Genomic DNA, 24,430 nt, shown 5'->3' with positions numbered 1-24,430 from the left:
GCGAGCTAACTTTGTCCTGTCAACAGCTGAAGCACAAATGTTTACAGCACCAGAGGCTCGACTTTGCCCGATCGTCGAACAAAGTATGGTCCACAGCCGAGACGATCCTTAAGGTTGCTACTGTGAACGCATATTTCTCGTCGCCTTTGTCGTCGGATCACAGCACCGCCCCGGGTGCCCCGCCCGGCCAGACGCCCGGCGAGGTGTTGGCTCTGATCGGTTCTGGCGTCGCCGTCACGCGCGCCGAGATCGCCCGGCGTACCGGACTCGCCCGCTCCACCGTCTCCCAGCGCGTCGACGCCCTTATCGCCCACGGCTTCATCGACGAGGACTCCGAGGCACCCTCCACCGGCGGACGCCCGCCGCGTCGGCTCTCTTTGCGGACCCACGACCACGCCATCGCCGGTGTCGACATCGGGGCCTCGCACTGCCGGGTGGGGCTGCTGGACATCAGCGGCGCCCTGCTCGTAGCCCGCGAGGAGCCGTTGACCATTGAGGACGGGCCCGAGGCGGTCCTCGGCCACGTCGAGCGCACCCTGCGCATGCTGCTCGAAGCAGGTGACGGTAACGGCCCGCGGACGCTGCGTGCCATCGGCGTCGGCGTGCCTGGCCCGGTGGAGTTCTCGACCGGACGCCCGGTGGATCCGCCGATCATGCCTGGTTGGCACCACTACCCCATTCCCGATTTCTTCGAGGAACGGTTCGGTGTCCGGGCACTGGTGGACAACGATGTGAACGTCATGGCCTTGGCCGAGCAACGCCGGGCCTTTTTCAGCACGTTGCATCTGCTGTACCTGAAGGTCGGCACTGGCATCGGCTGCGGCATCGTCGCCGACGGCCGCATCCACCGGGGCGCGCGGGGGTCGGCCGGAGACATCGGGCACATCCGCGTCGGTGAGCGGGAGGAGCCATGCCGGTGCGGCAACTCTGGCTGCCTTGAGGCAATCGCGGGAGGTGCCGCACTGGCCGAACAGCTGCGGGAACTGGGACTGGAGGCTGTCGGAACCCTCGACATCGTGCAGTTGGTCAGGGAGGGAAATCGCGAGGCCGTCCGGATGGTCCGCGAGGCCGGCCGCGCGGTCGGCGAGGTGCTGTCCGGGCTGGTGAACTTCTTCAACCCGGAGACGGTCGTCGTCGGCGGCGCCCTGGCCGCCGTGCACGACCAACTTCTCGCGGGGGTCCGCGAGGCGGTCTACCGCCGGTCCAACCCGCTGGCGACTGACGTCCTGCGGATCGAGCCGAGCCGGATCGGCGAGAACGCGGGCGCGATCGGTGCCGGCATCCTGGCGATCGAGCACGCCCTGGCCCCTGCCCAGATCGACCGCGCCCTCACGACGGACGCGTCGGCCGTGTGACCGCGAAGGACACTCGAAGGCGCGAACCCGGTGATCGGCCGCCCCCTCTCGAACTCGGCGGTGCACCACGCACTCGGGCGCATCGCACCAAGCAAGAGGTGAACCCACCGGATGCCGAAGCCACACCCGGCTCGTCGCATCCAGCGGGTCCCCATCACACGCTCGTCGCTACGGCCGGCTGACCGGAGTGACCGCTTGCATGATCACCGCACCGATGGCCTCGATCGCCCTGGTGTCATCGCGCGGTGTCTGCGCGTCCCAACGGTTCCAGGTCAAGTTGAGGTCGGTACGCCGGGCGCTCCATGCCGCATCCGCGTTGCGCTTCATGAAGTCGTAGTACTGATCCCAGAGGCTGTTCTCACGGACGAACTCGCCCATCCCTCGGGCGAACTCCGACTGCCACGTGCCCTCCCGTTGCCCGTTGGTCATGATCCCGTTGGCGGTGCGGTCCCGGATGACCCAGTCGACCGTCCGTCTGGCATCGTCGAACAGGCTTCCTTGGCCTTGGTTCCGGTACAGGGCTTGAGCGGCGCCGACGAAGGCACCTGCCGAGTACACCGACTGTCCGCTCGATCGAGTTCCGTCGGCGTACATGGTCTCGTACACACCGCCGGTCGAGCGGTCGAGCAACCTCGCCCACAGCCAGTCGAAGATCGCTCGTGCCTTGTCCAGATATCCGCGGTCCCCGTTGGACTCGTAGATCAGGCAGCCGAGGATGACCGCCGGGCTGTTGCTGAGCGCGTTCTTGTCGCGTCTGCGGATGTCCCACCAGATGCCGCCGCCGAGGGCGTTGTCCCAGCCCCGGTCGTAGACGCGGTCGAAGGCGTACCTCGCCTGATTCAGGTAGGTCTGGTTGCCTGTGATCTTGTGGCCTCTCACGAAGGCCAGTCCGGCCCAGAGCAGATCGTCGTTGTACTCGTTCCAGTTCCAGTCGTACAACGCACCCGAACCTCGGTTCTGCTGCAGGAATGTGTCGAGGAGTCGGGTGACCAGATCACGGGTTTCCGCACGTGGGGCGCTGTCGTGCACGTCCTGTACCGCTTGGATGTCCAGCGCCTGACGCCAGAAGTAGTCCTTCTCCGCGTTGTTGAGGGACGTCTTGTAGTACCGCTGCCCTCCGTCGGAGATGAGGAAGGCGCTGTTCAGCGCGGCGAAGGCCGCATCGGTGTTGACAGTTCCCAGCACCCTGGCGCCGGGCGCGTCGGCCGAAGTGCGCTCCGTCGCCTCCGCGGGACTCCGCGAAGCTGTCCCGCCGACCGCGGTGACACCGATCGCCGCTGCTGCCGCGAGTAACGTTCTACGTCTGATCATGTGCGTCCTCCTATGTGTGTGTGCGGTGGACCTGGTCCCGCGGGAGTGCCTGCGGAGATCGTGAGCGTCCGCAGACACCGCTGATGGAGAGGCCGGGGCATCGCACCCGGACCTGGTTTCGCGGTGCGCTGTCACCTCGGCCCGTTCTGTGTGGTCGAGGGCGTTGCCGTCCTCAGCGTCCGCGGCCCGGAGGGTCAGCGCTTCGACGCCCCTGACATCCGCCTGCACGGAGGCGGAGACGGCGGCGAGGGGGCGGTCATGTACGTACTTCTCGCCAGCGAGGACTGGAAGATGACGCTTGCTGTTCACTCCGGTCCCGAAGTCCGGCCCGACGAGGGCCGCGAACCGTGCGCACCTACCGTGTGGACGCCGAAAGCTCTTCTGAGGAGCGACGACAGCAAGCACATAAGACCGCTGGCACGGGCGCCTGTCAAGAAGGTCCATCAACAGGACCTAAAATTTCCCGATGCAGTCAATGCGTTGACGTGACCATGCATGCTGGCTAGCTTCAGAGAGCGCTCCCAGCCGGATGGCACAGCGCCCCCACGGCGACCAGACGTTTCGGGAGCCTCCTCCATGAAGCCACTGAGTTCTGTTCGGCAGAGCGTGCTCGACCTCCACAACGCCGCAGTGGGCCGATAGACCGAGGACAGACTCGTCGACTGCTGCCGGTGACGGCCATGGACGGCCCGGCGCCGATCCGGAAGCGTCGGACGCCGACCAACCTGGATCAATCGAACCCACAGTGAGGACTGGTCGATGAAAAGGTTCATCGCAACTCTCCCCCTGGCGTTGACCACCGCCGCAGGTGTGCTCTGGAGCGGCGCGCTGCCCGCCTCCGCGGCGGAGCAGGCGCCTGCGGCGTCCGCGCTGCGCCTCATGCCGCTGGGTGACTCGATCACCGACGGAATCGGCAGCAGCACCGGAAACGGCTACAGAGGCCCGCTCTGGAGCGAGTTAAATGCCGGAGGGTACGCACTGGACTTCGTGGGATCGTCCCGAGCGGGCTCCATGCAGGACCCCGACAACGAAGGCCACTCCGGCTGGAGGATCGACCAGATCTCCTCGATCGCGGACGCCTCGCTCTGCCGCTACCGGCCCAATGTCGTGACCCTCATGATCGGCACCAACGACCTGGGCCAGAATTATCAGGTGCCTACCGCCGCGGACCGGCTCAGCGCGCTCATCGACCAGGTGACGACGACGGCGCCTGACGCGACCGTGCTGGTCGCGTCGCTGACCGTTTCCACGAACTCTACGATCGAGGCGAACAGAGGCGCGTTCAACCAGCGGATTCCCGGCATGGTCCAGACGAAGCAGGCTGCGGGCAAGCATGTGCGCCACGTCGACATGGGTGGTCTGACCACAGGCGATCTGGCCGACGGTCTGCACCCGAATGACGCCGGCTACCGGAAGATGTCCGCCGCCTTCCGCGATGGCATCGCGGCCGCCGAAGCTGCCGGGTGGATCGGCGAACCCGCCCCCATCGGTGGTCAGGTGAGATCCGCGATCGCCGGCAAGTGCATGGACGTCGACGGAGGCAGGTCCGACAACGGCACCGCCGTGCAGTCGTGGGCCTGCAACAACACCGACGCACAGCGGTGGTCCGCCCCGGCGGACGGCACGCTACGGGCGCTGGGCAAGTGCCTGGACGCCAAGGGTGCGGGTATGGCCAACGGCACCCAGACGGTCCTGTGGGACTGCAACAGCGGAACCAACCAGGTCTGGCAGTCCTACAACGGTGGGTATCGCAACCCGGCGTCCGGACGGTGCCTGGACCTGCCCGCGAGCTCCTCTTCTGACGGCACACGACTGGTGTTGTGGGACTGCAACGGCGGATCCAACCAGAAGTGGACGCTGCTGTGAGTTGCGGCACGATTGCTGAGCCGCGTGCCGGACAGCCACCGGAAGATCCCGGTGGTGGAAGCCTCGAGCGATCTTGACGGCCCGTCATCTCCCTTGGCCCCGGCCCGATGCCTGTTGAGGCGCTTGATGCCACCCTCCACTGCACGGCGCTCGTGCTGGTCGGCCTCGTTGAACAACGGCGGCCGACCCCTGCGGGAGTTGAGCTTCGTTGGGCGGACTGCGCCTGAGCCGGCCGAACTCCAACCGCCTGCGGATTACGCTTGCCCGGCATCTCCCCACCCTCCGCGCGAAACCCGGCAAGGCCGTCTGCCGGGCTTCACGTGCCGGAATCAGGGGCCCAGCCTGAGGTGCTCGCGATTACAGTTCCGCCGCCACCACATAGCAACTGCGGCGATGGGACGCCGCTGCGCGGCCCCTGGCAGGCCCCTCCACCGGCGCGCCCTCGGGCGCCGTCAGCGGGCGCCGGGCTTGGCGGCGATGCGCGCCAGGACGGCGTCCAGGTCGGCACGGGACCACCAGGAACCGTCCCTCATCACTCCCGTGATCTTGCGCAGGGCGGTGTGATCCTCCAGCGGGTCCTCCTCCAGGAGCACCAGATCGGCGGGCATGCCGGGAGCGACCCGGCCGAAAGCTCCTTCCTCGCCCAGGAACCGCGCCGGCTCGGTCGTTGTCATCCGCAAGATGGTCAACGGGTCGAGACCGGCTTCCGCCAGGTAATCGAACTCGTCGTGGAGGGAGAACCCGGGGATGATTCCTGCGGCTCCGCAGGCGTCTGTCCCGGCGACCATCGGGACTCCGGCGTCTGCGAAGGTCTTGGTCATCCGCAGTTGCGCGGCCCAGTGGTTGTGCAGGGCGTCGCGGGTGGCTTCGGGAAGCTTGGAGAACTTCTTCGACGACTTGTCCCAGGCGCGGAGTTCCTCGGGGGCCATGTAGCGGCGCCGCGGGTCCTGGGTGTGTTCGGGGGAGTCACCGAACTGCTGGGTGTGGACCCGGATCAGGGTCGGGCACTGCCAGGTGGTGTGTTCGACGAACAGAGCCGCCAGCTCCTCGGCCTTCTCCTGGTCATAGGAGCCGTCGGCGAGGTTGTAGGCATGCGCCTCCCGCTCGGACGTGCTGGTGGCGGGATTCGTCACCATTCCCTTGATCAACTTCATCGCCAGCTTGTCGGCGCCAGGGATCTTGATCTTGGGGATCGGTGGCAGCTTGCGGGTTGCGTTGCTCGCGCGGACTTCACCCTCCTTGGAGGAAACCGCAGCGAACACGGTGACACCCGGACCGAGGTGCTCGATCGACCACGTTCCGCCGCGCGCGGCCTCACGGGGGTCCAGGTCGGCCGGCAGGTGGCCACCCAGGAGGATGCCCAGCCGGTTCGCCTCCTTGAGGGCTGCCAGGAACGTCTCCCGCGTCGTCATGCCCGCCTTGACGAAGTCGGCACCGTCCCGGTGCTGTTCCCGCACGGCCTGCACCGCGCCGTCGACCGTGCTGGCGTTCAGCGGGGTCAGCAGGTCACCAGCGGTCGCTTTCAGGGCCGGCGCACCGGTCGGCCTGGGCAACGTGCCTTCGCGGCGGGACTTCAGCAGCGCCCTGTTACCCGACATCTGGCGGAATCCGACGACACCGTTCGCGAGCATCAGAGCGTAGGTTCCGTCGACGTCCCCCGGCGTGTTCAGAGCGTGCATGTGCATGTCCATGTATGCCGGGACGAGGAAGCGTCCTCGGCCCTCCACCAGGTGCGCGTCCGCGACCGGGGCACCGGTCGCCGTCACGGACGCGATCCGGCTCCCTTCGACCACCACGTCCTGGCCGGGCGTGCGGCGCCCGTCCAGCGGGTCGACCACGGTGACGTCCCGCACCACCACGCGCCCTTTGATCGAGGACGGCTTGACGTACCTGCTCATGTCTCTCCTTGATGGTGTCTTGGTGTCCATCACGACGTCGGGTTTCGGGCGGCCGTCACCCGGTGAACAGGCGCCCCGCGTTGCGGGTGGTGAGGTCGCGCCAGGTGTCGGTGGCGGACGGCTGGGCCGCCGAGTCGACTGACGCGACCTGGGCGAGCGCACCTTCGGCAGGTGTCCAGCAGTAGTCGCTGCCGTACAGGAGGCGCTCGGTGCCGAACGCGGCGTCCAGGGCCGGGATCTGGCGCGGGAAGGGCGTCCCGGCCATGTCGTACCAGAGGCGGCCGAACTGCTCCAGGGCGCTGGGGGCGTCCGTGGAGCTGTCGCGGAACACGGCGCTGAACATGTCGATGCGGTCGGCGAGCAGCGGCAGCGCTCCCCCGCCGTGGGTCAGCACCCAGCGGATCCGGGGGTGGCGGGTCAGGACGCCGCGCAGGAGCAGGTCGCTCGCAGTGCGGGCGGTGTCGAAGAGGAACTCCAGCGTCGGCCGGGGCCGGCCGAGGGCGAGTTCGTCGGCGTGGGGCGGTGACGTGGGGTGGACGAAGACGAGGGCTCCGCGGCGGTCGAGGTGCTCCCACAGCGGTTCGAACCGGGGGTCGCCGAGGTAGACACCGTGGTGGTTGGTCTCGACGGCGACCTCGTCCGCGCCGAGTACGTCGAGGGCGTAGGCGGCTTCAGCGAGTGAGCCCTCGAGATCGGGCAGGGGCAGGGAGGCGAAGTGTCCGAACCGCTGGGGACGCTCGACGCGGACGCCGGCGCCGAACTCGTTGACCTCGCGCGCGAGGGCGCGGGCCGCTTCGTCGTCGCCGAAGTGCACCGACGGGGAGGAGACCGATAGATAGGACTTCTCGATTCCCGAGTGGTCCATGAGGTCGAGGTGCTGTTCGACGCTCCACGTGGGCCAGCCGGGCATTCCGTCGGGGTGTTTGATGCCGGCGGACCGGGCCGCCGCGACGTAGCTCTCGGTGACGAAGTGGGCGTGGACATCGATGAGGCCGGTGGGGGTCATGATGTGCGGTCATGATGTGCTCCCTTGATAGCGGGTCCGTACCTCAACCAGCGTAGGAATGGCGCCGTAGGATGGCATGTGTGATGCCGATGAATGAAACATCGAATTCCGGGGAGGGCGCTCCGCTGCGTCGTGGCGGGAAGCCCGCTGAGGGGCAACCGGTCATCGATCGGGCGTTCGCCCTGCTCGGTGCGTTCGACGCCGACCATCGTGCGCAGACTCTCGCCGAGCTCGCCCAGCGGAGCGGCATCCCCCGCAGCAGCGCTCTGCGGCTCGCCCGGTCACTCGTCCATGCGGGTGCGCTCGAGCGTCTCGACGACGGCCGCTTCGTGGTGGGGTTGCGCCTGCTGGAGACCGCTTCCCTGGCGCCGCGGGGCCACGGGCTGAGATCCGTGGCCATGCCCTACATGGAAGACCTTTTCCACGTCACGCGACAGCATGTGCTGCTCGCCGTGCGCGAGCAGGGCGAGGCACTGCTCGTCGAGCGGCTCTCAGCGCTCGACGCCAGCCCCGTCCACTACCGCGTGGGAGGACGCCTTCCGCTCACCACCACCGGCGTCGGCTTGGTACTGCTCGCCTTCGCTCCGACGGCCGTCCAGGACCACGCCATCGCCACTTACGAGCCCGGCGAGGGCCGTCTCCGACAGGGCCATGACGACATCTGCACCACGGCTGATCTGCGCCGCGCCCTCGCGGAGGTACGGCGCGGTGATCACGCTTTCGGTCGGCAGAGCCACCCCTGGCCGTTGGACACCGTGGCCGCGCCGGTACGGGAGGGCAGTGAGGTGGTGGCAGCGTTGTCGGTCGTAGCGCCCAGTACCGGCTTCGCAGAGGCAGGCTACGTCCCAGCGGTGCGGGCGACAGCCCGTGCGATCTCCCGCCGTCTCGGGGAGGACGGCGGACGGGCGGCGCGTCCCGGCGACGCCCCCACCTCTGCGTGAGGCCGGCGCGCGGTCTGGGCGCGTCGGACCGATGGATGTCCGCGCCCCACCCGCGTCCGCCCCGGTTCTACGCCTCTCGCCACCTGCGACGGATACCGCCGTCACAGCACGACGCGACGCCTCGCCCTGTGCCGCAGGCAAATCCCGCCTGTGAGTTCGAGGGCCCTGGTCGGGCTCGCGACGCAACCGGAGTGCACGGTTCCGTCAACCGTGGACCCACTTCAGCGTCTCGGCGTAGAAGGCCGCCACCCGTTCGGGCTGGTCGTCGCCCATGAGATCGCCGGAGACCGCGTAGCCGCGCCGGGCCAGGTGCCAGGTGAGAATCGCGTACGAGCTCCGGTTCGGTGCGAGGTCGTCAGGAGTGAGCGCAACCGGCCGGCCAGGCAGGACCGGGCTGATCCCGTCGCGCTCATAGACGCAGTCCAGACCGAGGATGCGCCAGAGGCCGTCGCGACACTCCATGCGTGCACGATGCGGGTGTACGAGACGAGGTCGACGGCGACGTCGTCGACGGTGGTCCGTACCTCGATACCTGCGGGCAGCTCGACGAAGGCCCGGTCACCGGCGATCTGCACCGTGGGCGGAGACAGCCGGTGCACGCTGGCGTCACCGCGCCCCGCCATGGCTTCGGAGGCGTCGACGAATCCGGGGCCCGTGCCCTGATGCCAGCTGAGGTTGACCGTGGAGTCGGGCCAGTAGCAGTCCCGCATCTGGCCCCACCAACCGCGGTCGCGGCCTTGGCGCTCCCGCAGGGCGGTCTGAGTGACAAGGTCGATGTCCGTCCCGGGAGAGTTCCGGAGATTCACCGGTCCCACCAGCCGAAGGAGTGCGTGGGCGCGTGCACGCCGTGTGCGCGGTCCAGGCGGACCAGTCGGCCGCGGTGGAAGAGCAGGGGCCTGCGCTGTCCGTCAGCCGCGGCCAACTCCCGTACGCGGCCCACCACCATCACATGGTCCCCCACAGGAACACTGCCCTCCACGTCGCACACGATCCAGGCCGCCGCCCCGACCAGACGCGGGGCCGTGCTTGGCGCGGACTCCCAGCTGCCGGTGGCGAACCGGTCCGCCGTCCGTCGGGCGAACGCGGCGCACACGTCCTGCTGGTCCTCGGTCAGGACGTTCACGCAGAAGTGCCCGGCGTCAACGATCGCCTCGGCACTGGCCGAGGTCCCGCCGGCGTGGAACGCCACCAGTGGTGGGTCGAGCGACACAGAGACGAAGCTACCGACCGTGACACCTACCGGCCCGGTCGGAGTCTCGGCGCTCACCACGCACACCGAGGTCGGGACGTGGCCGAGGACATGACGGAAGGCCGTCGGATCGGGCGCGGTGAGGGGCTGGTCTGTTGCGGTGGGGGCGGATGTGGGCACGGCGGCCTCCAAGGCGAGCGGACTCCACGCTCTGTTCTGGCTGTGGCGGAACCCGGTAGCGACGACACGGACTGCGTCCCAGTCAACCGATCGTCTCCTCGCCCTCGCATTGGGCTGGGGGGCCAAACCGGTCGGACAGCCTTGGGCGTCGGGCGCAAATGGCTGCCCCGCTGGTCCGACAGCGCAAGAGACGCGTCCGCTTCGGCGACTTTGGCGCTCCACTCCCGCGTGTGCTGATGGGTGTAGCGGCCGAGCCTCGGGTGGTGGGGTTCGTTCATGAAAGGCAGGTTCACCTCGGCGAGGTCCACCACCTCTATCTCGTCGAAGCCCCCCTGTTTCGCGGCCTGCGACTCGATCCAGCGGGCGACGCTCGGGCCGACGCGCCCGGGGCGCGTGCGCGCCACGATGATTTCCAGCTTGCTCGCAGTCAAAATCTGCTCATTCGTAAGCGATCACCTCCAGGTCACACCGGGGCATGTGCTTGCCGCTGCGCTTGGAGTAGTCCGCCGAGTGCACTGGCGAGGACCGACTACCGACGAAACAGCATGCGCCATCCCTGGTCGTTACTCGGAAACCGCACGTCGGACGCGTTCGTAGGGCGGGTGATCGCAGTACTCCATGGATGCATGAGGTGCACCGGAGACCCGTGCCGTGCCGGCGCCGACCTCCGGTGCACCTATTGAGCTGTCATCTTGGAGCGGTCACACATCGGCCTCAGCAGTCCGCTTCCGCGGGGGCACGGCGGATCAGCCCAGGATCCACTGCTGGTTGGCACCCCCGTTACACGTCCACAGCTCCAGCGCGGTGCCGTTGACATTGCCTGCCGGCTTGTCGCCGCCTGTGACATCGAGGCACAGTCCCGACTGGACGCCGGTGATGGTCCCGTTGGGGTTGAGCTTCCATTGCTGGTTGGCCCCGCCGTTGCACGTCCACAGTTGCACCGCGGTGCCCCGGGTGGTCCCGTTCTCGTGGACGTCGACGCACTGCGTGCCGTTGTAGAGGCGCAGCTCACCTGCGGCGGTGAGCGTCACGGCCTGGTTGGGCCGGCCGTTGCAGTCCCAGATCTCGATCTTCGTCCCGGGCTCCGTCTCGGCGCCTTCCACATCCAGGCAACGCTGGGAGGAGGCGCTGATCAGCGGGTGGGGCGTACCGATGCTGCTGCCGGTGCCCAGCGAGACCCGGTACATCACGGTGCCGTGGGCGGGCACCGACGCGCTGATCATGCCGCTCGTCGACGACACCGCCTTGGACCACAGGTTGGAGAGCTTGTACGAGGCCGCGCCCGGCAGCCCGACCGCGGCGGCCGTGGTACTGACGGTGGCGGTGGAGCCGCTCTCGTTGGTAAGGGTGACTGAGCGGTCGCCGTTGGCCAGCTGCTTGGTCATCACGACGAGTCCGCCGGAGGAGGCGACGACGGTGCCCTGTTTGCCCAGGGGGTCCTGGTCGACGGCGATGACGTCGCGGTTCTCCAGGATGCTCAGCGTCGCCTCGCTCGCGGTGCGGATGTCGCTGCCGATGAGCAGAGGTGCGGCCATCTGCGCCCACAGGCTGAAGTGGGTGCGGTACTCGGTGTCGGTCATGCCGCCGTTGCCGACTTCCAGCATGTCCGGGTCGTTCCACGCACCGGGTTTGGCGTACTGCGCCCGGGGCTGGTTCTCATGGGTGTTCTCGAGCATCTTCGACCAGGTGTCGTTGATGTCGCCGGTGGTGCGCCAGGCGTTGCCGATGGCCGGCGCCCAGTTCCAGGGTGAGTTGGAGCCCCACTCGCAGATGCTGTAGAGGATCGGGCGGCCGGTGGCGGCGAGTGCGTCGCCCATCGTCTTGTACCGGGTCCGCGCGTCGGCGCCGGTGTTGTTGCAGTTGTCGTACTTCAGGTAGTCGACGCCCCAGGAGGCCCACTGCTGGGCGTCCTGCTTCTCATGCCCGAGGCCGCCCGGAAATCCTTCGTCCGCACAGGTCTTGGTGCCCGCGCTGGAGTACAGGCCGAACTTCAGCCCCTTGGAGTGCACGTAGTCCGCGACGGCCTTGATACCGTTCGGGAAGCGAACCGGGTCGGGGACCAGATTGCCTGCGGCGTTCCGCGAGGGCAAAGCCCAGCAATCGTCGAGATTGACGTATTCGTAGCCGGCGTCCTTGAGACCCTTCTCGACGAAGATGTCGGCGATGCCCTTGATCATCGCCTCGTTGAACTGCGCTCCGCAGCCTGTGGTGTTCCAGTTGTTGAAGCCCATCGGAGGCGTCCGGGCCAGGCCGTTCTCCAGCGCCGCGGCCTCCGGTGCGGAGGCGACGGCGGCGATCTGCGTCCCGGCCGTGACTCCTGCTGTCACCACGGCCGCGCCGGTCAAACCGCCGGCAGCTAACGTCAGTGAAGCGACCGAAGCCGCTAACCGTTGCCTGAAACTGTGCTGTTCGCTGAGCATGTGCGGCTCCTACCTAGATTTTTGGCGCACAATTCAACAAGTACGAACAAGAACTCCCACATAAGACCGCCGTGATCCGAACGTGTCAAGGGGGTACGCACATCACTGCGGGAGAATCCGGTCGGCGTCGAGTGAGGGGTCGATGAGGATCTTGGCGTGAACCTCTGGCTCGGCAAGGGTCGCGAACGCCGCCGCGACGCCACCCAGTCCCACACGGCCGGTGACGAGGTGGGAGGCGTCCAGAGAGCCGTCGGCGAGGGCGTGAAGGGTGTCCCGGAACTCCAGTGGCGTGTACCCGACGACGAACCGCAGGTCGAGTTCCTTGTTCACGGCCAGGGAGGGCCTGAACGTATCGGGCCCCATGCAGACCCCCACGACGACGACGCGCGAGTGCAGCGGCACGCCGGCCAGGATGCCGTCGATCATGCCGGGTACCCCGACGCACTCGAACACGACCGGGCGGTGCGGGCGGGTCCGGCCGACCGCTTCCAGTGCGCGCCATGCCGTCCACCAGGGCATGGGCAATCGGGCCAAGCCTTCGACCGCGTCGATCCCCGCGTTGTACTCGTCGGGCATGGTGGCCATGAATCCGTGCCCGGCCGAGGCACTCTCCCAGGGCGACTCGACCGCGGGGTCGACCACGACGTCGGCACCGCACTTCCCGGCGAGCGACCGGCGGCCCGCGGAGTAGTCGCTGGCTACGACGGTGCCGACGCCCCTGGCTTTGAGTACGGAGGTGACCGCGAGGCCCACCGGACCGCAGCCGAGGACGATCGCGACGTCCTTGCGGGTCACCTCGCCACGGTTCACCGCGTGCCATGCCACCGCCATGGGCTCGGTGAGCACGGCGAGGTCGGCGGGAAGTCCGTTCGGAACGGGGAGGGTCAGCGCCTCCTGCACGACGACGTGCTCGGCGTACCCACCTGGGGCGGACGTGGACAGTCCGACGCCATCGACCTGCCGTCCCCGTCTCACCAGCGGGATACTGACGACCGGTGTGCCGGTCCTGACCGCGCCCACGCTCCACGGTCCGTGGTCGACGACCTCACCGAAGATCTCGTGGCCGAGCACCACGCTCTGGTCGGAGCGGACGTAGCGGGGGTATCCGCAAAGGTCCAGCACGTCGGCCAACTGGTCGGCGTGCAGACGGCAATGGAGATCGGAGCCGCAGATCCCGCACCGCTTGACCTCGAGCAGCAGCTGGCCGGCTCCAGGGCGTGGCCTCGGCAGATCGACGACTTCCAGCCGTCCCTGGGTCAGACTCGCTGCCCTCATGAGGCCTCCGTGGTCACTGCCGCCTGCTGGTCCATGGCGTGGGGCCCTGTGGCAAGGTGGTAGGCCTCCGGCTTCCACCGGACAGCCTGGCGACGGAATCGGAAGGTCCAGTCGGGATAGATGGTGGCGTTGCGCCCGTTGGCGTCCTGGTAGAACGTCCGGCAGCCGCCGAGCTCCCACACCGACTTCGCCAGCTTTCGGTCGAGGTCGTCGTTGTAGGTGTCGTGTGCCCGCCGGTCCACCTCGATGGACGTCGAGCCGGAGACGTCGAGGGCCCGGATCGCGTTCTTCACGTGCTCCGCCTGTGCCTCGATCATGTAGACCATCGAGCTGTGTCCCAGACCGGAGTTGGGCCCGAGGAACATGAAGAAGTTGGGGAAGCCGGGGACGGACACACCGAGGTACGCACGCGGTGACCCTGCCCACGCGACGTTCATCAGCTCGCCGTCACGGCCGCGTACCCTGCCGGCGAACGGGATGTCGGTGACGTGGAAGCCGGTTCCGAAGATGATGGTGTCGATCTCCCTCTCGACGCCGTCCGCGTCGATCACACTGTGCTCGCGAATCTCGCGCAGTGCCTGCGGTACGAGCTCGACGTTCGGCTGCTGAAGGGCGGGATACCAGGCGTTCGAAGGGACGACGCGTTTGCAGCCGAGAGTGAAGTCGGGCGTGAGCGCCCGGCGCAGGGACGGGTCCTTCACCTGTCGCTCCAGGTGGTGACGCGCCAGGCGTTCGATCATGGCCATGAGCTTGGGCCGCTTGGCGAAGCCGAGCACCAGGAGCTCCTTGGTGACGTACACCTTGGCGCGCTCGGCCCGCTGGCGCCGCGGCCGGGCCCGGAACCGCTCACGTTCGGCGTCGGTGATCGCCCTGCCGTCGTGCGGCGTGATCCACGGGGCGCTGCGCTGGAACACGTACAGGGTGTCGATCCGGTCAGCTATCTCGGGGACGTACTGGATCGCGGAGGCGCCTGTCCCGATCGACGCCACACGCTCACCGGCGAGGTCGTGGTCGTGGTCCCAGCGCGCGGAATGCATGATCTTCCCGCGGAAGCGGTCCATGCCCGGCACATCGGGGAGCTTGGGTTCGGTCAGGGGGCCCACCGCGCTGACAAAAACCTGCGCCGTCCAGGGCCCCGCACTCGTCGTAACGTGCCAGAGCTGCTCGTCCTCGTCCCACCGGGCCCCTTCGACCTCGATCCCCGTGCGCAGGTGCGGGCGCAGTCCGAAGCGGTCGAGGCACCGTGCCAGGTACGCCTGGATCTCCGGTTGCGGGGAGTACGTCGAGGACCAGTCCGGGTTGGGGGCGAAGGAGAAGGAGTACAGGTGGGACGGTACGTCGCACCTGCAGCCGGGGTAGCTGTTCGCCTGCCAGACTCCCCCGGCGTCGGTCGATCGTTCGAGAATCAGGAAGTCGGTGAACCGCGACTTCTTCAGGGTGCGCCCCAGTCCGATTCCGGAGAATCCGCTGCCGACGATGAGGACCCGCACGTGCTGGACCGCAGGGGTCGCCCCTTCCTCGCCGGCCGTCGTGGTGGTGTCCGCGCGGGTCATGCTGTGGCCTCCTTGAAGAACATCGAGTGGCGGTCTGCCCGGACGTGTCGTGACGCGAGGTACATGCCGACGGCGGCGACCGCGAAGGCGAGCGGGACGGTGATCGTCATCGCCGTCCGCAAGCCGTGTGCGGATGCTTCCACCGCCGAAGCGGAACCTGCGGCCAGGTGGTCGGAGAGGACTCCGACGACGACTGGTCCGCCGGCACCTCCGAGCAGGTAGCCGACAGCGAAGAGCAGACCGAGCGCGCCCGACCGCCGTTCGGGCCGGATGACATCGGCCACCACCGGGACGGCCGCCGCCAGGTAGACGATGCCGAGGAGGTAGCCCAGGCTCAGGAAGACCACCAGCTGCCACAGCGCCCCCTGACCTGCGGCGAGGCCGACGAACGAGAACACCGCGGCCCCGGCGAGGCTGACGGCCGCCACCCGGACGCGGGCCTCGGGCGACCTCCTGGCCGCCCGGTCGAGCACCCTGCCCCCTGCCAGCAGGCCGACCAGTCCGGTGACGCCGACGACGACGCCGCCGACCACGCCGGCGTCGACGAGGGAGAGGCCGTAGTAGCGCTGCAGCACGGGGGTGAGGAAGGTACCGATCGCGTAGGCCGCGAAGTTGTGCCCGGCGAAAGCGATGAGCATGCCGTACATGGAACGGACCCTCATCAGTGCGAGGAGGGATTCCTTGCGGCCCTCGCGCGGGGCGGGGACGGCGAGGCCCGCCGGGTCGGCGGCTCCCCGCTCGGGCTCGCGGATGCGCAGCACGAGGAAGGCGACGACGATGCCGGGCACCGCCGCGATGAGGAACGGTGCCCGCCAGCTGTCGAACGCGACAGTGAGTCCACCGGCGGTGAGGAAGGCGAGCAGCGTGCCGATCGGGAAGCCGAGCATGAACAGGGAATGGGCTCTGGAGCGGCGCTCGCTCGGATAGAGGTCCGAGAGCAGCGATCCGGTGGCCGGCGCGTAGCTGGACTCGCCGATGCCCACACCGACGCGCGAGGCGAAGAATCCCCAGAAGCTGGTCAGCAGTCCGCCCGCCGCCGTGAAGGCGCTCCACGCGAAGAGTCCCCAGCCCGCGACCGCCTGGCGCGGGACCCGATCGGCGAGGCGGCCCAGGGGGATGCCGGCCAGGGCGGCGACGAGTACGAACGCCGAGGACAGAATGCCGACCTGGGTGTCGTCAAGGGCGAACTCGTCCTTGATCGGCTCCAGCACGACAGACGGCAACGCCCGGTCGTAGAAGTTGAGCAGGTTACCGACGAACAGCAGCCCGAGTACATAACCCGCCGATGAACGCGATGCGGACGCGCGGCCCGAAGGCTTCGTGAGGGGACGTGCCACGGAGAGATCCCTTCGCCGTTGAAGAGTGCTCGATATGGCAGCCGGAACAAGGTCACCACGAGCTTCGCCACAGTGTGGCCGCGCAATGCCTCACGGACTACGGGGGACCGGATAGCATCATCGCAACATTTTTGTTCCAGCGAACAAAATCCACGTATAGGCTCTCCTCCATGGAGAACGAGATCCCCACGGCCTGGCCGGTCCTTCGGAGGATGCCGGACCTCGCCACCCTCGATGACCCGACACGCACTGCGGTGGTCGCGGCCGCCGTGCGACTGCGCACACTGGGTGATGTCTTCGCGGACCGATACCTGACCCTCGTCCGGACGCACGTCCCGAGTTACGCGGTGCTCTCGGACGACGAGATCCGCGCGTCCGCCCGACGGTTCATGGACATCCTCGTCTCGGAGCTCTCCTCCCTGCGCGTCCCCGACCCGGCTCTCCGCGACATGCTCGGTGAGTACGCGGTCGAGCGCGCCGCCCGGGGACTTCCGCTGGACGCACTCGCCATCGGCTACCAGTTGGGATCCAGGGAGATGCTCGCCCTGGTGGACGAGGTCGCGGCAGAGGTGGGCCTGCCCCCCGACTTCCTGCTCGCCGTTCACGACAGCACCTGGGAGTTCTCCAACGAGGCGTCCACGGTGTTCGCCAGGGTCCAGCACGAACTCGCTCTGGAACGTGCGCACTTCGACGCCGAACGCCGCTCGGCCTACGCGGGCGGCGTGCTCAGCGGGGCGCTCCCCGCTGAACGGATCAACAGCGACGCGCCCCTCTTCGGGCTCGCCCCCCAGACCGACTACGTGGCCTTGGCCGCGCGGGCCACGTCAGCCGACGACGCCGACGCGGTCCGCCGCGCCATCGCCTCAGCCGTCCACGTACCCGCCGATCGGCTCCTGCTCGCCCAGGTCGGGGCGGTCCTGGGCTTCATCGCACCCAAAGCACCCGAAGCCGTCGCGGGCCACCTGGTCGCCGCCGGCCCGCCGCTCCCCCTCGATCAACTCGCGACCGCGTTCGACGAGGCGGTGCTGGCGCTGGAGACCGCGCGGCGATTCGCCATGTCGGGCGTCGTGCGCCTGACAGACCTCGGGCCGCGACCGCTCGTACTCTCCGACGCACGCATTGCCGAGGGCCTCGCCACACGGCATCTGGCCGCACTCGATGCCGCAGGGCGTTCGAGCGGTGAGATCGAGGAGACCGCCCGCGCGTATCTCGACTGCGACCAGGACGTGCGGGAGGTCGCCCGCCGACTCGCCGTCCATCCGAACACCGTGCGATACCGGGTGAACCGGTTCCAACAGCTCACCGGATTGGACCTCCGTCGCACCGAGGACCTGGTGACGTCGTGGTGGCTGCTGAACCGCCGGGGCGCCTGACTCCTGCCCCAGAGGTACCGCCGCCCCTGAGGGAGGCGGCGGTACCTCTCTGCCGACACGTTGACTTCACAGTGAATACGGCGACGGGATCACACACGCTCGTGCTGGCTCACCCACTCCCCCTCGCTCTCCCCGCTCATCCCTTGCTGGATCCGAGGGAGAGCCCTGCGATGAACTGCTTCTGCAGCAGGATGTAGACCACCAGGGTCGGGACCGCCGCGATCATGGCGCCGGCCGCGATGAGGTTCTGGTTGCTCACGAACTGCCCCTGGAGGTTGGCCAGCGCGGAGGTGACCGGGCGTTTGTCGCCGGACGACATCAGCGTGATGGCCCAGAAGAAGTCGTTGTAGATCCAGGTCGTCAGCAAGGTGGCCAGCGCGGCCAGGGCAGGCCGGCAGAGGGGAACCGTGAGTCGCCAGAACCGCGTCCACAAGCTGGTCCCGTCCACGAGCGCGGCTTCGTACATCTCCCCCGGGATGGACTTCATGTAGTTACTCAGGACGAAGACGCAGAAGCCCAGTTGGAAGGCCACGTTGATCGCGATGAGGCCGAAGGCGGAGTTGTACATCAGGCCGCTGTCCGCGAGGAAGGACGGCAGCGAAATCTGCAGGTACATCCGGAACAGCGGTGTGATGATCACTTGCTGGGGCAGCAGGTTCCCGGCCGTGAACAGGATGAGCAGGGCCACGTTGACCTTGACGTTCACCCTGGTGAGAACGAAGGCCGCACCGGAGGCCAGCAGGAGCACGATGACGACCGCCGGGACCGTGATCAGGATCGAGTTCCAGAAGAACCGCCCCATGTTCGCCTGGGACCATGCGTCGCCGAAGTTGCTCAGTGTCAGCTCGCGCGGGAGCGAGACGTATCCGTGCCTACGCGTGTCGGAGTACGGACGGACCGCGATATAGAGCGCGAACAGGATCGGCAGCAGCCACAGGACGGACGCGCTGACAAGGAAAATCTGGGAAAGGAGCTGGCCCCGCGCGCGTACGGTGCGGAACCCGCCCGCCGGGGCCGCGGTCCCTGGCAGCGTCTCGGAACTCACGGTGTTTCCTCCTTGCGGAAGGTCTGGTGGAGGAAGAGGCTGATCGGCACCAGTGAGATCAGGAGGAGCACGACGCCCAGCGCGGATCCGAAGCCGACCCGCTGGGTCTCACCGACGATGTTGGCGGTGACCAGGACCGACAGCAGCTCCAGTCCGTTGATGCCCTTGTTGGTGATGTAGACGAGGTCGAACGCCCGGAGCGACTCGATGACGGTGATGACCATGATGACGATGTTGATCGGCTTCATGGCCGGGAAGACGACCTGCCAGAACGTCTGCCAGGCGTTGGCGCCGTCCATCCTGGCGGCTTCCCTGAGAGTCGGGTCGACCGCCTTCAGACCCGCCAGGTAGAGGACCATCACGTACCCCGCCTGCCGCCAGGTGGCCTCCAGGAGGACGGCCCACAGGTTCAGATCCGGGTTGCCGAGCCAGTCGATGGCGTTGTCGTCGCCGGCACGCCCGATGACGGTGTTGATCACCCCGTAGTTCTGCGAGTACATGAACTCCCAGATGATGCCGACGAGCGCCAGCGAGAGCATGACCGGCAGGAAGAGGACGCTCTGGTACATGCGGCTGCCGCTGATGCCACGGTCGATGACCACGGCGAACAACATCCCGAGCGGGGTGGCGATCACGACGAAGACGGCCAGCCAGATGAGGTTGTGCTGGACCGCGGGCCAGAACTCCGGATAGTTGGTGGCGGCTTGGTGGTAGTTCTGGACGCCGTTCACACAGCCGTTGTTGAGGATCGACGGCAGCGCGGGGTCACAGGCCTCGGTACGCAGGTCACCGACACCGTTCCACCGCGTGAACGACAACAGCACGGTGCCGAGCGCCGGCAGCCACACGAAGGACAGGCTGAGCAGCAGGGGAACGCAGAGGAGCAGGGTGGCGACGAGGCGGTCGCGCGGGTCCAGGCGTCGGACACGTCGCTTCCGCCGGGTGGGCGGCGCACCGGGAGGTGCGGGCGCCCGATGTGTGCGGGTCATGGTGCTCATCCGGTGTAGATCGCCTTCGCCTGGGACTCGGCGCTCTTCTGCAGCGACGTGATGCCTCCGGTGCTGGGGTCGCCTATGAACTTCTGGATGAGGGAGATCATCGCGGTGGCCATGGCGGGGTCGGCGTCCCGGTCCATGAACTGGGCGACGGCCTTGCACTTGGCGATCTCGTCCACCGACTTCTTCTGGATGGCGTTGTACGTCGGGACCGACAGGCCCTTGGCCAGACCGACGTCCCACTGATCGGTCTTGAGGTACTCGGCTTCGGCCTCACCCGTGCCGATGTACTCCAGAACGGCCTTGGCCGCTGCGGGGTTCTTGGCCTTCTTGCTCAGCATGAAGCCGTCGGTGGGCGCGTCCATGTAGTCCTGGCCCCACTTCGGGTTGATCGCGGGAAAGGGGAAGAAGTCCAGATCGCCCAGGTCGGCCTTGTCGCTGACGAACTGCGCGGCAACCTGGTTGGTGCCCTGGAACATCATCCCGGCCTGCTTGGATTCCAGAGTCTTCGCCGCGTCCTGCCAGATCCGGCCGTTGGCGCCGCTCTGTACGTACAGCATCATCTCGGCCCAGTGCTGGAAGACGTTGTGCACGCCCTGATCGGTCCAGGGGATCTCGTGCTTCATCAGCTTGACGTGGTAGTCGTAACCGTTGATCCGCATGTTGAGGATGTCGAACGTGCCCAGGGCCGGCCAGCCGTCCTTGTCCCCGAACGCGATGGGGATGAGGCCGTCCGACTTCATCTTCTTGCACAGCGTCAAGTACGCGTCCCAGGTGGTCGGGACGGTGTAGCCGTTCTTCGCGAACAGGCTCTTCCGGTAGAACACGACCCAGGGGTAGTTGTAGAGGGGCACGAAGTACTGGTGGCCGTCGAGGCCCGTGGAGAGCTGCTTGGCGACGGGACCGAAGTTGCCGCCGATCTTCTCCCACACGTCATCGATCGGCTCGGCCAGCCCTTGGGCGGCGAAGTACTGCATGCGGTAGCCGGCGAACCAGGTGAAGAGGTCGTCCGGTGTGCCCTGCAGATAGCTGGTGATGTTCTGCTGGAAGGAGTTGTGGTCAACGGTGTTGATCTTGACCTTCACCTTGCTCGAAGCTGCCGCGGACTCGGTGAGCGTGGCGAAGGCCGCCTTGGTCGCGGGGTCCGAGTAGTTCGAACCGAAGGTGACCGTGCTTCCCGCCACGGGGCCCGACGACTCGTCCGAAGCGTCGGACTCCGAGCCGTCCGCGCAAGCCGAGAGCAGTCCACCCGCGGCCACCGTCAGCCCGGCGGCACCCACGCCACGGAGCACGCCTCTGCGCGTGTAATGGGAAGGGACAACGTCGTTCTGAGGGTCGACAACCGACATAGTGTCTCCATGACGTGAGTAATTGAGCGACGGGTGACGGCGGTCGAATTCAGCCGGGGTGAATCCTGTCCGCACCTTGCCGGGACGATTCCAACAGAAGCCACCAAGTTGCAACGCAATCGATCGCAGCCGTAGTTCTACGCTGCCCCGCGACCTCGGTCAACGTTTCCCACCACAAACAACATTGGAATCCGACACAGTCGAGCGAGTGCCCCTCCACCGCACGCCACAGCACGCCGGACTGCCGTCAAGTCGGCCCCAGTGTGCACGAGTTGACAGATGCGCAGGTCAGCCTGGGCGACTTCCGGGCGTGATGTCGGCACCTCACCAATGCCGCCGACAAGAAAGGGCTTTCCCTGTCGCGCGGACACACGCGCGCGACTCTCCCCCACTCGATAAATTGCTTGTCGGCAGCAACGCTCGACGCCCTCATCCGGGCCCCAGCGTCGTGGCGAAGGAGGGTCGGCGTCCTCTGCGCAGGGCAGCGCACTAACCACTTTTCAGTTCATTCTTGTGCGAAGCATTGACGTTGAATCAAACACAACTCCACACTGTGGCGCACTATCCCCCACCAAAGGAATGCGACGTATGCGCGAGAGGAAGTTCAGAACCGCGCTCTTGTCCATGTATGGGTTGGCAGCCGCTCTGGCCGCCGCCGTACTCCCAGCAGTTCCCGCTCACGCGGCGGCGGTCGCCCCGGTCACGACCTGGACGGTCGCCGGACCGACCGCAGGCTCGCCGGTATCCGCTCAGGTCAGCCTCGACGCCGACGGCGGGAAGCTGAGTTTCGGGGTGTCCCGTCTGGGAACGGCCGTGCTGAGCCCGGCCCCCATCGGCATCGAGACCACTGCCGCCGATCTGAGCAAGGGCCTAGCCTTCACCGGACGTCAGGACCGGACGGTCACCGAGTCGTACACGATGACGACCGGCAAGAAGCGCACCCAGCAGACCGCGTACGCCCAGACGACCCTGTCCTTCACGGGCGCCGGCGGGGCACGACTGGACGTCGTGGTGCGTGTATCCAGCACCGGCGCCGCCTACCGGTACACGCTGCCCGGCTCAGGCAGTGTGACGGTCGAGCGGGAGGCGTCGTCCTGGACGGTGCCTACGTCGGCCAGGGCCTGGGTAGTCCCTGGCCACCGCGAGGACCAGGGCCAGTGGCTCAGCACGACCGCGGGTGGGGCCCCGGCGAACGACTACGCGGTCCCCGCGCTCTTCCAGGTCGAATCGAACTACGCGCTGCTGGCCGAGACCGACCTGGACGGGCGCTACGCGGGCAGCCGCCTGACTCACCAGGCCGGATCGGGTACCTACTCCACGAAGATCACCGACGCTCCGGTCACCGCGACTCTGCCGCTGTCCACCCCATGGCGTACCGCCGCCGTCGGCGACCTGGCGACCGTGACCACCTCGACCCTCGTCGACGACCTCGCACCGCCCTCGAAGGTGAGCGACACCTCGTGGATCAAGCCCGGCGCCTCCGCCTGGTCCTGGCTGACCGAGCACTCCAGCCCTTCCGACCCCGCCCGGCAGCGGGAGTACATCGACTTCGCCCAGCACCACGGCTGGGACTACGTCCTGGTCGACGAGGGATGGCAGTCGAGCTGGATGCCTGACCTCGTGGACTACGCCGAGACGCGAGGCGTCAAGGTGATCGCCTGGTTCAACTCCTCCGCCCTCCAGACCGCTGAGCAGCGCGAGCGGTGGCTGCCCCTCGTCAAGAGCTGGGGCGTCGCCGGAGTGAAGATCGACTTCAGCTACGAGTACACTCAGCCCACCCTCAAGTGGTACGACGCCGTGCTCGCCCGGACCGCCCAGCTCGAACTGCTGGTCAACTTCCACGGAGCCGCCACGGCGCGCGGCATGCAGCGCACCTGGCCGCATGTCATGACGGGAGAAGCGGTCTACGGCGCGGAACAGCAGAACAACCGAGCCGCGCGCAACACCGTGCTTCCGTTCACCCGCAACGTCGTCTCCAGCATGGACTTCACACCCGTCGTCTTCAGCCTGAGCAACCGGGACACCACCGACGCCCACGAACTGGCGACCGCGGTGGTGTTCGAGTCGGGGTGGCAGCACTACGCGGACAACCCCGAGAGCTACCAGTCACGGCCCGACGCACTGCGTATCCTCGACCAGCTCCCGACAGCCTGGGACGAGTCGCGGCTCCTCGCCGGCGCCCCGGGTCAGGAGACCTACATGGCCCGCCGGGCGGGCGGCAGGTGGTTCGTCGGCGGGATATCCGCCGTAGCCGCGAAGACGTTCCAGTCACCGCTGAGCTTCCTCGGAGGCGGTCAGTGGCTGATGGAGACCGTACGCGACGGCCCCGGCCCACTCGTACGGGAGACCAGGGTGGTCACCGCTGCGGACAACCTCTCCGTGCCGATGCCGCGTAACGGCGGTTTCGCCTCCGCTCTGTGCCCGTACACCGCCGGGATGACGACCTGCGGCTCGGCCGACAACGACGGTGTGCTCAAGGGCCAGGAGTCCGGCCGGTGTGTCGATGTGCCCGGCAGTGCGCGGACCGACGGGACGGACGTCAAACTCTGGGAGTGCAACGGCGATCCCAACCAGGTATGGACGCAGACCCCGTCCCAGCAGCTCACCGTCTTCGACGGCAAGTGCCTGGATGTCGACGGGGGTGGCGCGGCCGATGGAACAGTGGTGCAGATCTGGTCGTGCAACGGGACCGGAGCCCAGCGGTGGTCCGTGGGAGCGGACGGATCCGTGGTGAACCCCGCGTCGGGCAAGTGTCTGACCGCCCGAGGCCACGGCACGGCTGACGACACGGCGATGGAGATCCGCCGCTGTGACGGCGGCGCGCACCAGAAGTGGGCACGTGCCGCGGTGGCCGGGCCGGTCAAGGGTCAGGCATCCGGCCGCTGTCTCGATCTCCCCAACAACGCGACGGACAACGGCACCCGGCCGGCTCTGTGGACCTGCAACGGCGGCGCCAATCAGACCTGGACCTCCACGGCCTCCAATCAGCTAAGGATCTACCCCACCGAATGCCTGGGCGTCACCGGTGGCGCGACCGCCGACGGAAGCGCCGTCGTGATCAGTGACTGCAACGACACGCCCAGCCAGCAGTGGCGCGTCACCTCCAGTGGCGCGATCGTCAACGTGGCGTCCGGCAAGTGCCTGGACGCGTATGACGGCGGCACCGCGAACGGCACCCAGGCGATCATCTGGCCCTGCAGCGGCGCCGCCAACCAGAAGTGGGCCCGTAGCTGACCTGCTGCTCCGCCCGGGCGCAGAGCGGGACAGAAGGCACCCTGCGTGTCTCGCCCTGCGTCGAGACCTCGCGGAGAGGCGCGCGCCCCCGGTTGAATGCCGG

At 67.7% G+C, this 24,430-nt stretch carries 18 protein-coding genes and 2 pseudogenes; 5 read left to right on the top strand and 15 right to left on the bottom strand.

Translation table 11 applies throughout. The features are described 5' to 3' along the window. Positions 1-11 precede the first annotated feature (11 nt). Positions 12-1,355, top strand: coding sequence for an ROK family transcriptional regulator (locus ABZ371_RS07390; RefSeq protein ID WP_358674809.1), 1,344 nt, complete (start codon positions 12-14; stop codon positions 1,353-1,355). Positions 1,356-1,523: 168 nt separating this feature from the next. On the opposite strand, the gene ABZ371_RS07385 is transcribed toward ABZ371_RS07390, so the two are convergent. Beyond that, positions 1,524-2,666 carry a glycoside hydrolase family 76 protein gene (locus ABZ371_RS07385; protein ID WP_358674835.1) on the bottom strand — a complete coding sequence of 381 codons (1,143 nt, stop codon included), beginning with the start codon at positions 2,664-2,666 and terminating at the stop codon, positions 1,524-1,526. Between the two features lie 204 nt (positions 2,667-2,870). Continuing rightward, a pseudogene (locus tag ABZ371_RS07380) lies at positions 2,871-3,110 on the bottom strand (hypothetical protein); the annotation flags it as partial. A 315-nt stretch (positions 3,111-3,425) separates the two neighbouring features. On the opposite strand from ABZ371_RS07380, the gene ABZ371_RS07375 reads away from it, so the two are divergent. Then, positions 3,426-4,532, top strand: coding sequence for a ricin-type beta-trefoil lectin domain protein (locus ABZ371_RS07375; protein ID WP_358674806.1), 1,107 nt, complete (start codon positions 3,426-3,428; stop codon positions 4,530-4,532). 452 nt (positions 4,533-4,984) lie between these two features. On the opposite strand, the gene ABZ371_RS07370 is transcribed toward ABZ371_RS07375, so the two are convergent. Together ABZ371_RS07370 and ABZ371_RS07365 are read right to left on the bottom strand one after the other, a co-directional pair. Next, positions 4,985-6,430, bottom strand: a complete 1,446-nt coding sequence (locus ABZ371_RS07370; RefSeq protein WP_358674803.1) for an amidohydrolase family protein — start codon at positions 6,428-6,430, stop codon at positions 4,985-4,987. A 55-nt stretch (positions 6,431-6,485) separates the two neighbouring features. After that, on the bottom strand, positions 6,486-7,436 hold the full coding sequence (locus ABZ371_RS07365; RefSeq protein WP_358674800.1) for an amidohydrolase family protein: 951 nt from the start codon (positions 7,434-7,436) through the stop codon (positions 6,486-6,488). An 89-nt stretch (positions 7,437-7,525) separates the two neighbouring features. Here ABZ371_RS07365 and ABZ371_RS07360 point away from each other — a divergent pair, with 89 nt between their 5' ends. Then, positions 7,526-8,377: an IclR family transcriptional regulator gene (locus ABZ371_RS07360; protein ID WP_358674797.1), complete on the top strand. Its 852-nt coding sequence runs from the start codon at positions 7,526-7,528 to the stop codon at positions 8,375-8,377. 204 nt (positions 8,378-8,581) lie between these two features. On the opposite strand, the gene ABZ371_RS07355 is transcribed toward ABZ371_RS07360, so the two are convergent. From ABZ371_RS07355 to ABZ371_RS07320, 8 genes and pseudogenes are all read right to left on the bottom strand, one after another. Next, entirely contained in the window at positions 8,582-8,839 is a 258-nt protein-coding gene (locus ABZ371_RS07355) for a hypothetical protein (protein WP_358674838.1), read from the bottom strand. A 131-nt stretch (positions 8,840-8,970) separates the two neighbouring features. Further along, positions 8,971-9,087, bottom strand: a pseudogene (locus ABZ371_RS07350) (nuclear transport factor 2 family protein); the annotation flags it as partial. Between the two features lie 92 nt (positions 9,088-9,179). Further along, the gene (locus ABZ371_RS07345) at positions 9,180-9,746 is read right to left on the bottom strand and encodes a flavin reductase family protein (protein WP_358674794.1); all 567 of its coding nucleotides are present in this window, start codon (positions 9,744-9,746) and stop codon (positions 9,180-9,182) included. After that, positions 9,641-10,177 carry an NAD(P)H-dependent oxidoreductase gene (locus ABZ371_RS07340; RefSeq protein WP_358674792.1) on the bottom strand — a complete coding sequence of 179 codons (537 nt, stop codon included), beginning with the start codon at positions 10,175-10,177 and terminating at the stop codon, positions 9,641-9,643. The genes ABZ371_RS07345 and ABZ371_RS07340 overlap by 106 nt, the downstream gene beginning before the upstream one ends. A gap of 315 nt (positions 10,178-10,492) precedes the next feature. Further along, a complete protein-coding gene (locus ABZ371_RS07335) occupies positions 10,493-11,977 on the bottom strand; it encodes an alpha-galactosidase (protein ID WP_358674832.1) in 1,485 nt (494 codons plus the stop codon). 291 nt (positions 11,978-12,268) lie between these two features. Then, complete coding sequence (locus tag ABZ371_RS07330; protein WP_358674790.1) at positions 12,269-13,441, bottom strand: zinc-binding dehydrogenase; 1,173 nt, start codon at positions 13,439-13,441, stop codon at positions 12,269-12,271. Further along, entirely contained in the window at positions 13,438-14,994 is a 1,557-nt protein-coding gene (locus ABZ371_RS07325; RefSeq protein ID WP_358674787.1) for an NAD(P)/FAD-dependent oxidoreductase, read from the bottom strand. The genes ABZ371_RS07330 and ABZ371_RS07325 overlap by 4 nt, the downstream gene beginning before the upstream one ends. Further along, positions 14,991-16,331, bottom strand: coding sequence for an MFS transporter (locus tag ABZ371_RS07320; RefSeq protein ID WP_358674785.1), 1,341 nt, complete (start codon positions 16,329-16,331; stop codon positions 14,991-14,993). The genes ABZ371_RS07325 and ABZ371_RS07320 overlap by 4 nt, the downstream gene beginning before the upstream one ends. A gap of 170 nt (positions 16,332-16,501) precedes the next feature. Here ABZ371_RS07320 and ABZ371_RS07315 point away from each other — a divergent pair, with 170 nt between their 5' ends. Then, positions 16,502-17,704, top strand: a complete 1,203-nt coding sequence (locus ABZ371_RS07315) for a helix-turn-helix domain-containing protein (protein WP_358674782.1) — start codon at positions 16,502-16,504, stop codon at positions 17,702-17,704. A 136-nt stretch (positions 17,705-17,840) separates the two neighbouring features. Here the strand turns inward: ABZ371_RS07315 and ABZ371_RS07310 are convergent, their stop codons facing one another. Genes ABZ371_RS07310 through ABZ371_RS07300 form a run of 3 tightly spaced genes read right to left on the bottom strand, consistent with a single transcriptional unit; the run spans position 17,841 to position 21,003 of the window. Beyond that, positions 17,841-18,749 (bottom strand): carbohydrate ABC transporter permease, encoded by a 909-nt coding sequence (locus ABZ371_RS07310; RefSeq protein ID WP_358674779.1) that lies wholly within the window; start codon positions 18,747-18,749, stop codon positions 17,841-17,843. Continuing rightward, complete coding sequence (locus tag ABZ371_RS07305) at positions 18,746-19,747, bottom strand: sugar ABC transporter permease (protein WP_358674776.1); 1,002 nt, start codon at positions 19,745-19,747, stop codon at positions 18,746-18,748. Before ABZ371_RS07305 ends, ABZ371_RS07310 begins: the two co-directional genes overlap by 4 nt. Then, positions 19,744-21,003, bottom strand: a complete 1,260-nt coding sequence (locus ABZ371_RS07300) for an ABC transporter substrate-binding protein (protein WP_358674829.1) — start codon at positions 21,001-21,003, stop codon at positions 19,744-19,746. Before ABZ371_RS07300 ends, ABZ371_RS07305 begins: the two co-directional genes overlap by 4 nt. A 678-nt stretch (positions 21,004-21,681) precedes the next feature. Here ABZ371_RS07300 and ABZ371_RS07295 point away from each other — a divergent pair. Further along, positions 21,682-24,327, top strand: coding sequence for a glycoside hydrolase family 97 catalytic domain-containing protein (locus ABZ371_RS07295; RefSeq protein WP_358674773.1), 2,646 nt, complete (start codon positions 21,682-21,684; stop codon positions 24,325-24,327). The last annotated feature ends 103 nt before the right edge of the window (positions 24,328-24,430 follow it).

This window comes from Streptomyces sp. NPDC005899 (assembly GCF_040629645.1).
In the GTDB taxonomy this organism is placed as follows: Bacteria; Actinomycetota; Actinomycetes; order Streptomycetales; family Streptomycetaceae; genus Streptomyces.
This window is presented reverse-complemented; position numbering and strand designations above follow the sequence as displayed.

What these genes read in the sequence shown, in the direction of transcription:
- ABZ371_RS07375 (WP_358674806.1), top strand. Translation starts at nt 3,426, where the DNA reads ATGAAAAGGTTCATCGCAACTCTCCCCCTGGCGTTGACCACCGCCGCA.
- ABZ371_RS07295 (WP_358674773.1), top strand. Translation starts at nt 21,682, where the DNA reads ATGCGCGAGAGGAAGTTCAGAACCGCGCTCTTGTCCATGTATGGGTTG.
- ABZ371_RS07385 (WP_358674835.1), bottom strand. Translation starts at nt 2,666, where the DNA reads ATGATCAGACGTAGAACGTTACTCGCGGCAGCAGCGGCGATCGGTGTC.
- ABZ371_RS07325 (WP_358674787.1), bottom strand. Translation starts at nt 14,994, where the DNA reads ATGACCCGCGCGGACACCACCACGACGGCCGGCGAGGAAGGGGCGACC.
- ABZ371_RS07305 (WP_358674776.1), bottom strand. Translation starts at nt 19,747, where the DNA reads ATGAGCACCATGACCCGCACACATCGGGCGCCCGCACCTCCCGGTGCG.
- ABZ371_RS07315 (WP_358674782.1), top strand. Translation starts at nt 16,502, where the DNA reads ATGGAGAACGAGATCCCCACGGCCTGGCCGGTCCTTCGGAGGATGCCG.
- ABZ371_RS07355 (WP_358674838.1), bottom strand. Translation starts at nt 8,839, where the DNA reads ATGGAGTGTCGCGACGGCCTCTGGCGCATCCTCGGTCTGGACTGCGTC.
- ABZ371_RS07365 (WP_358674800.1), bottom strand. Translation starts at nt 7,436, where the DNA reads ATGACCCCCACCGGCCTCATCGATGTCCACGCCCACTTCGTCACCGAG.
- ABZ371_RS07330 (WP_358674790.1), bottom strand. Translation starts at nt 13,441, where the DNA reads ATGAGGGCAGCGAGTCTGACCCAGGGACGGCTGGAAGTCGTCGATCTG.
- ABZ371_RS07360 (WP_358674797.1), top strand. Translation starts at nt 7,526, where the DNA reads ATGAATGAAACATCGAATTCCGGGGAGGGCGCTCCGCTGCGTCGTGGC.
- ABZ371_RS07370 (WP_358674803.1), bottom strand. Translation starts at nt 6,430, where the DNA reads ATGAGCAGGTACGTCAAGCCGTCCTCGATCAAAGGGCGCGTGGTGGTG.
- ABZ371_RS07335 (WP_358674832.1), bottom strand. Translation starts at nt 11,977, where the DNA reads ATGGGCTTCAACAACTGGAACACCACAGGCTGCGGAGCGCAGTTCAAC.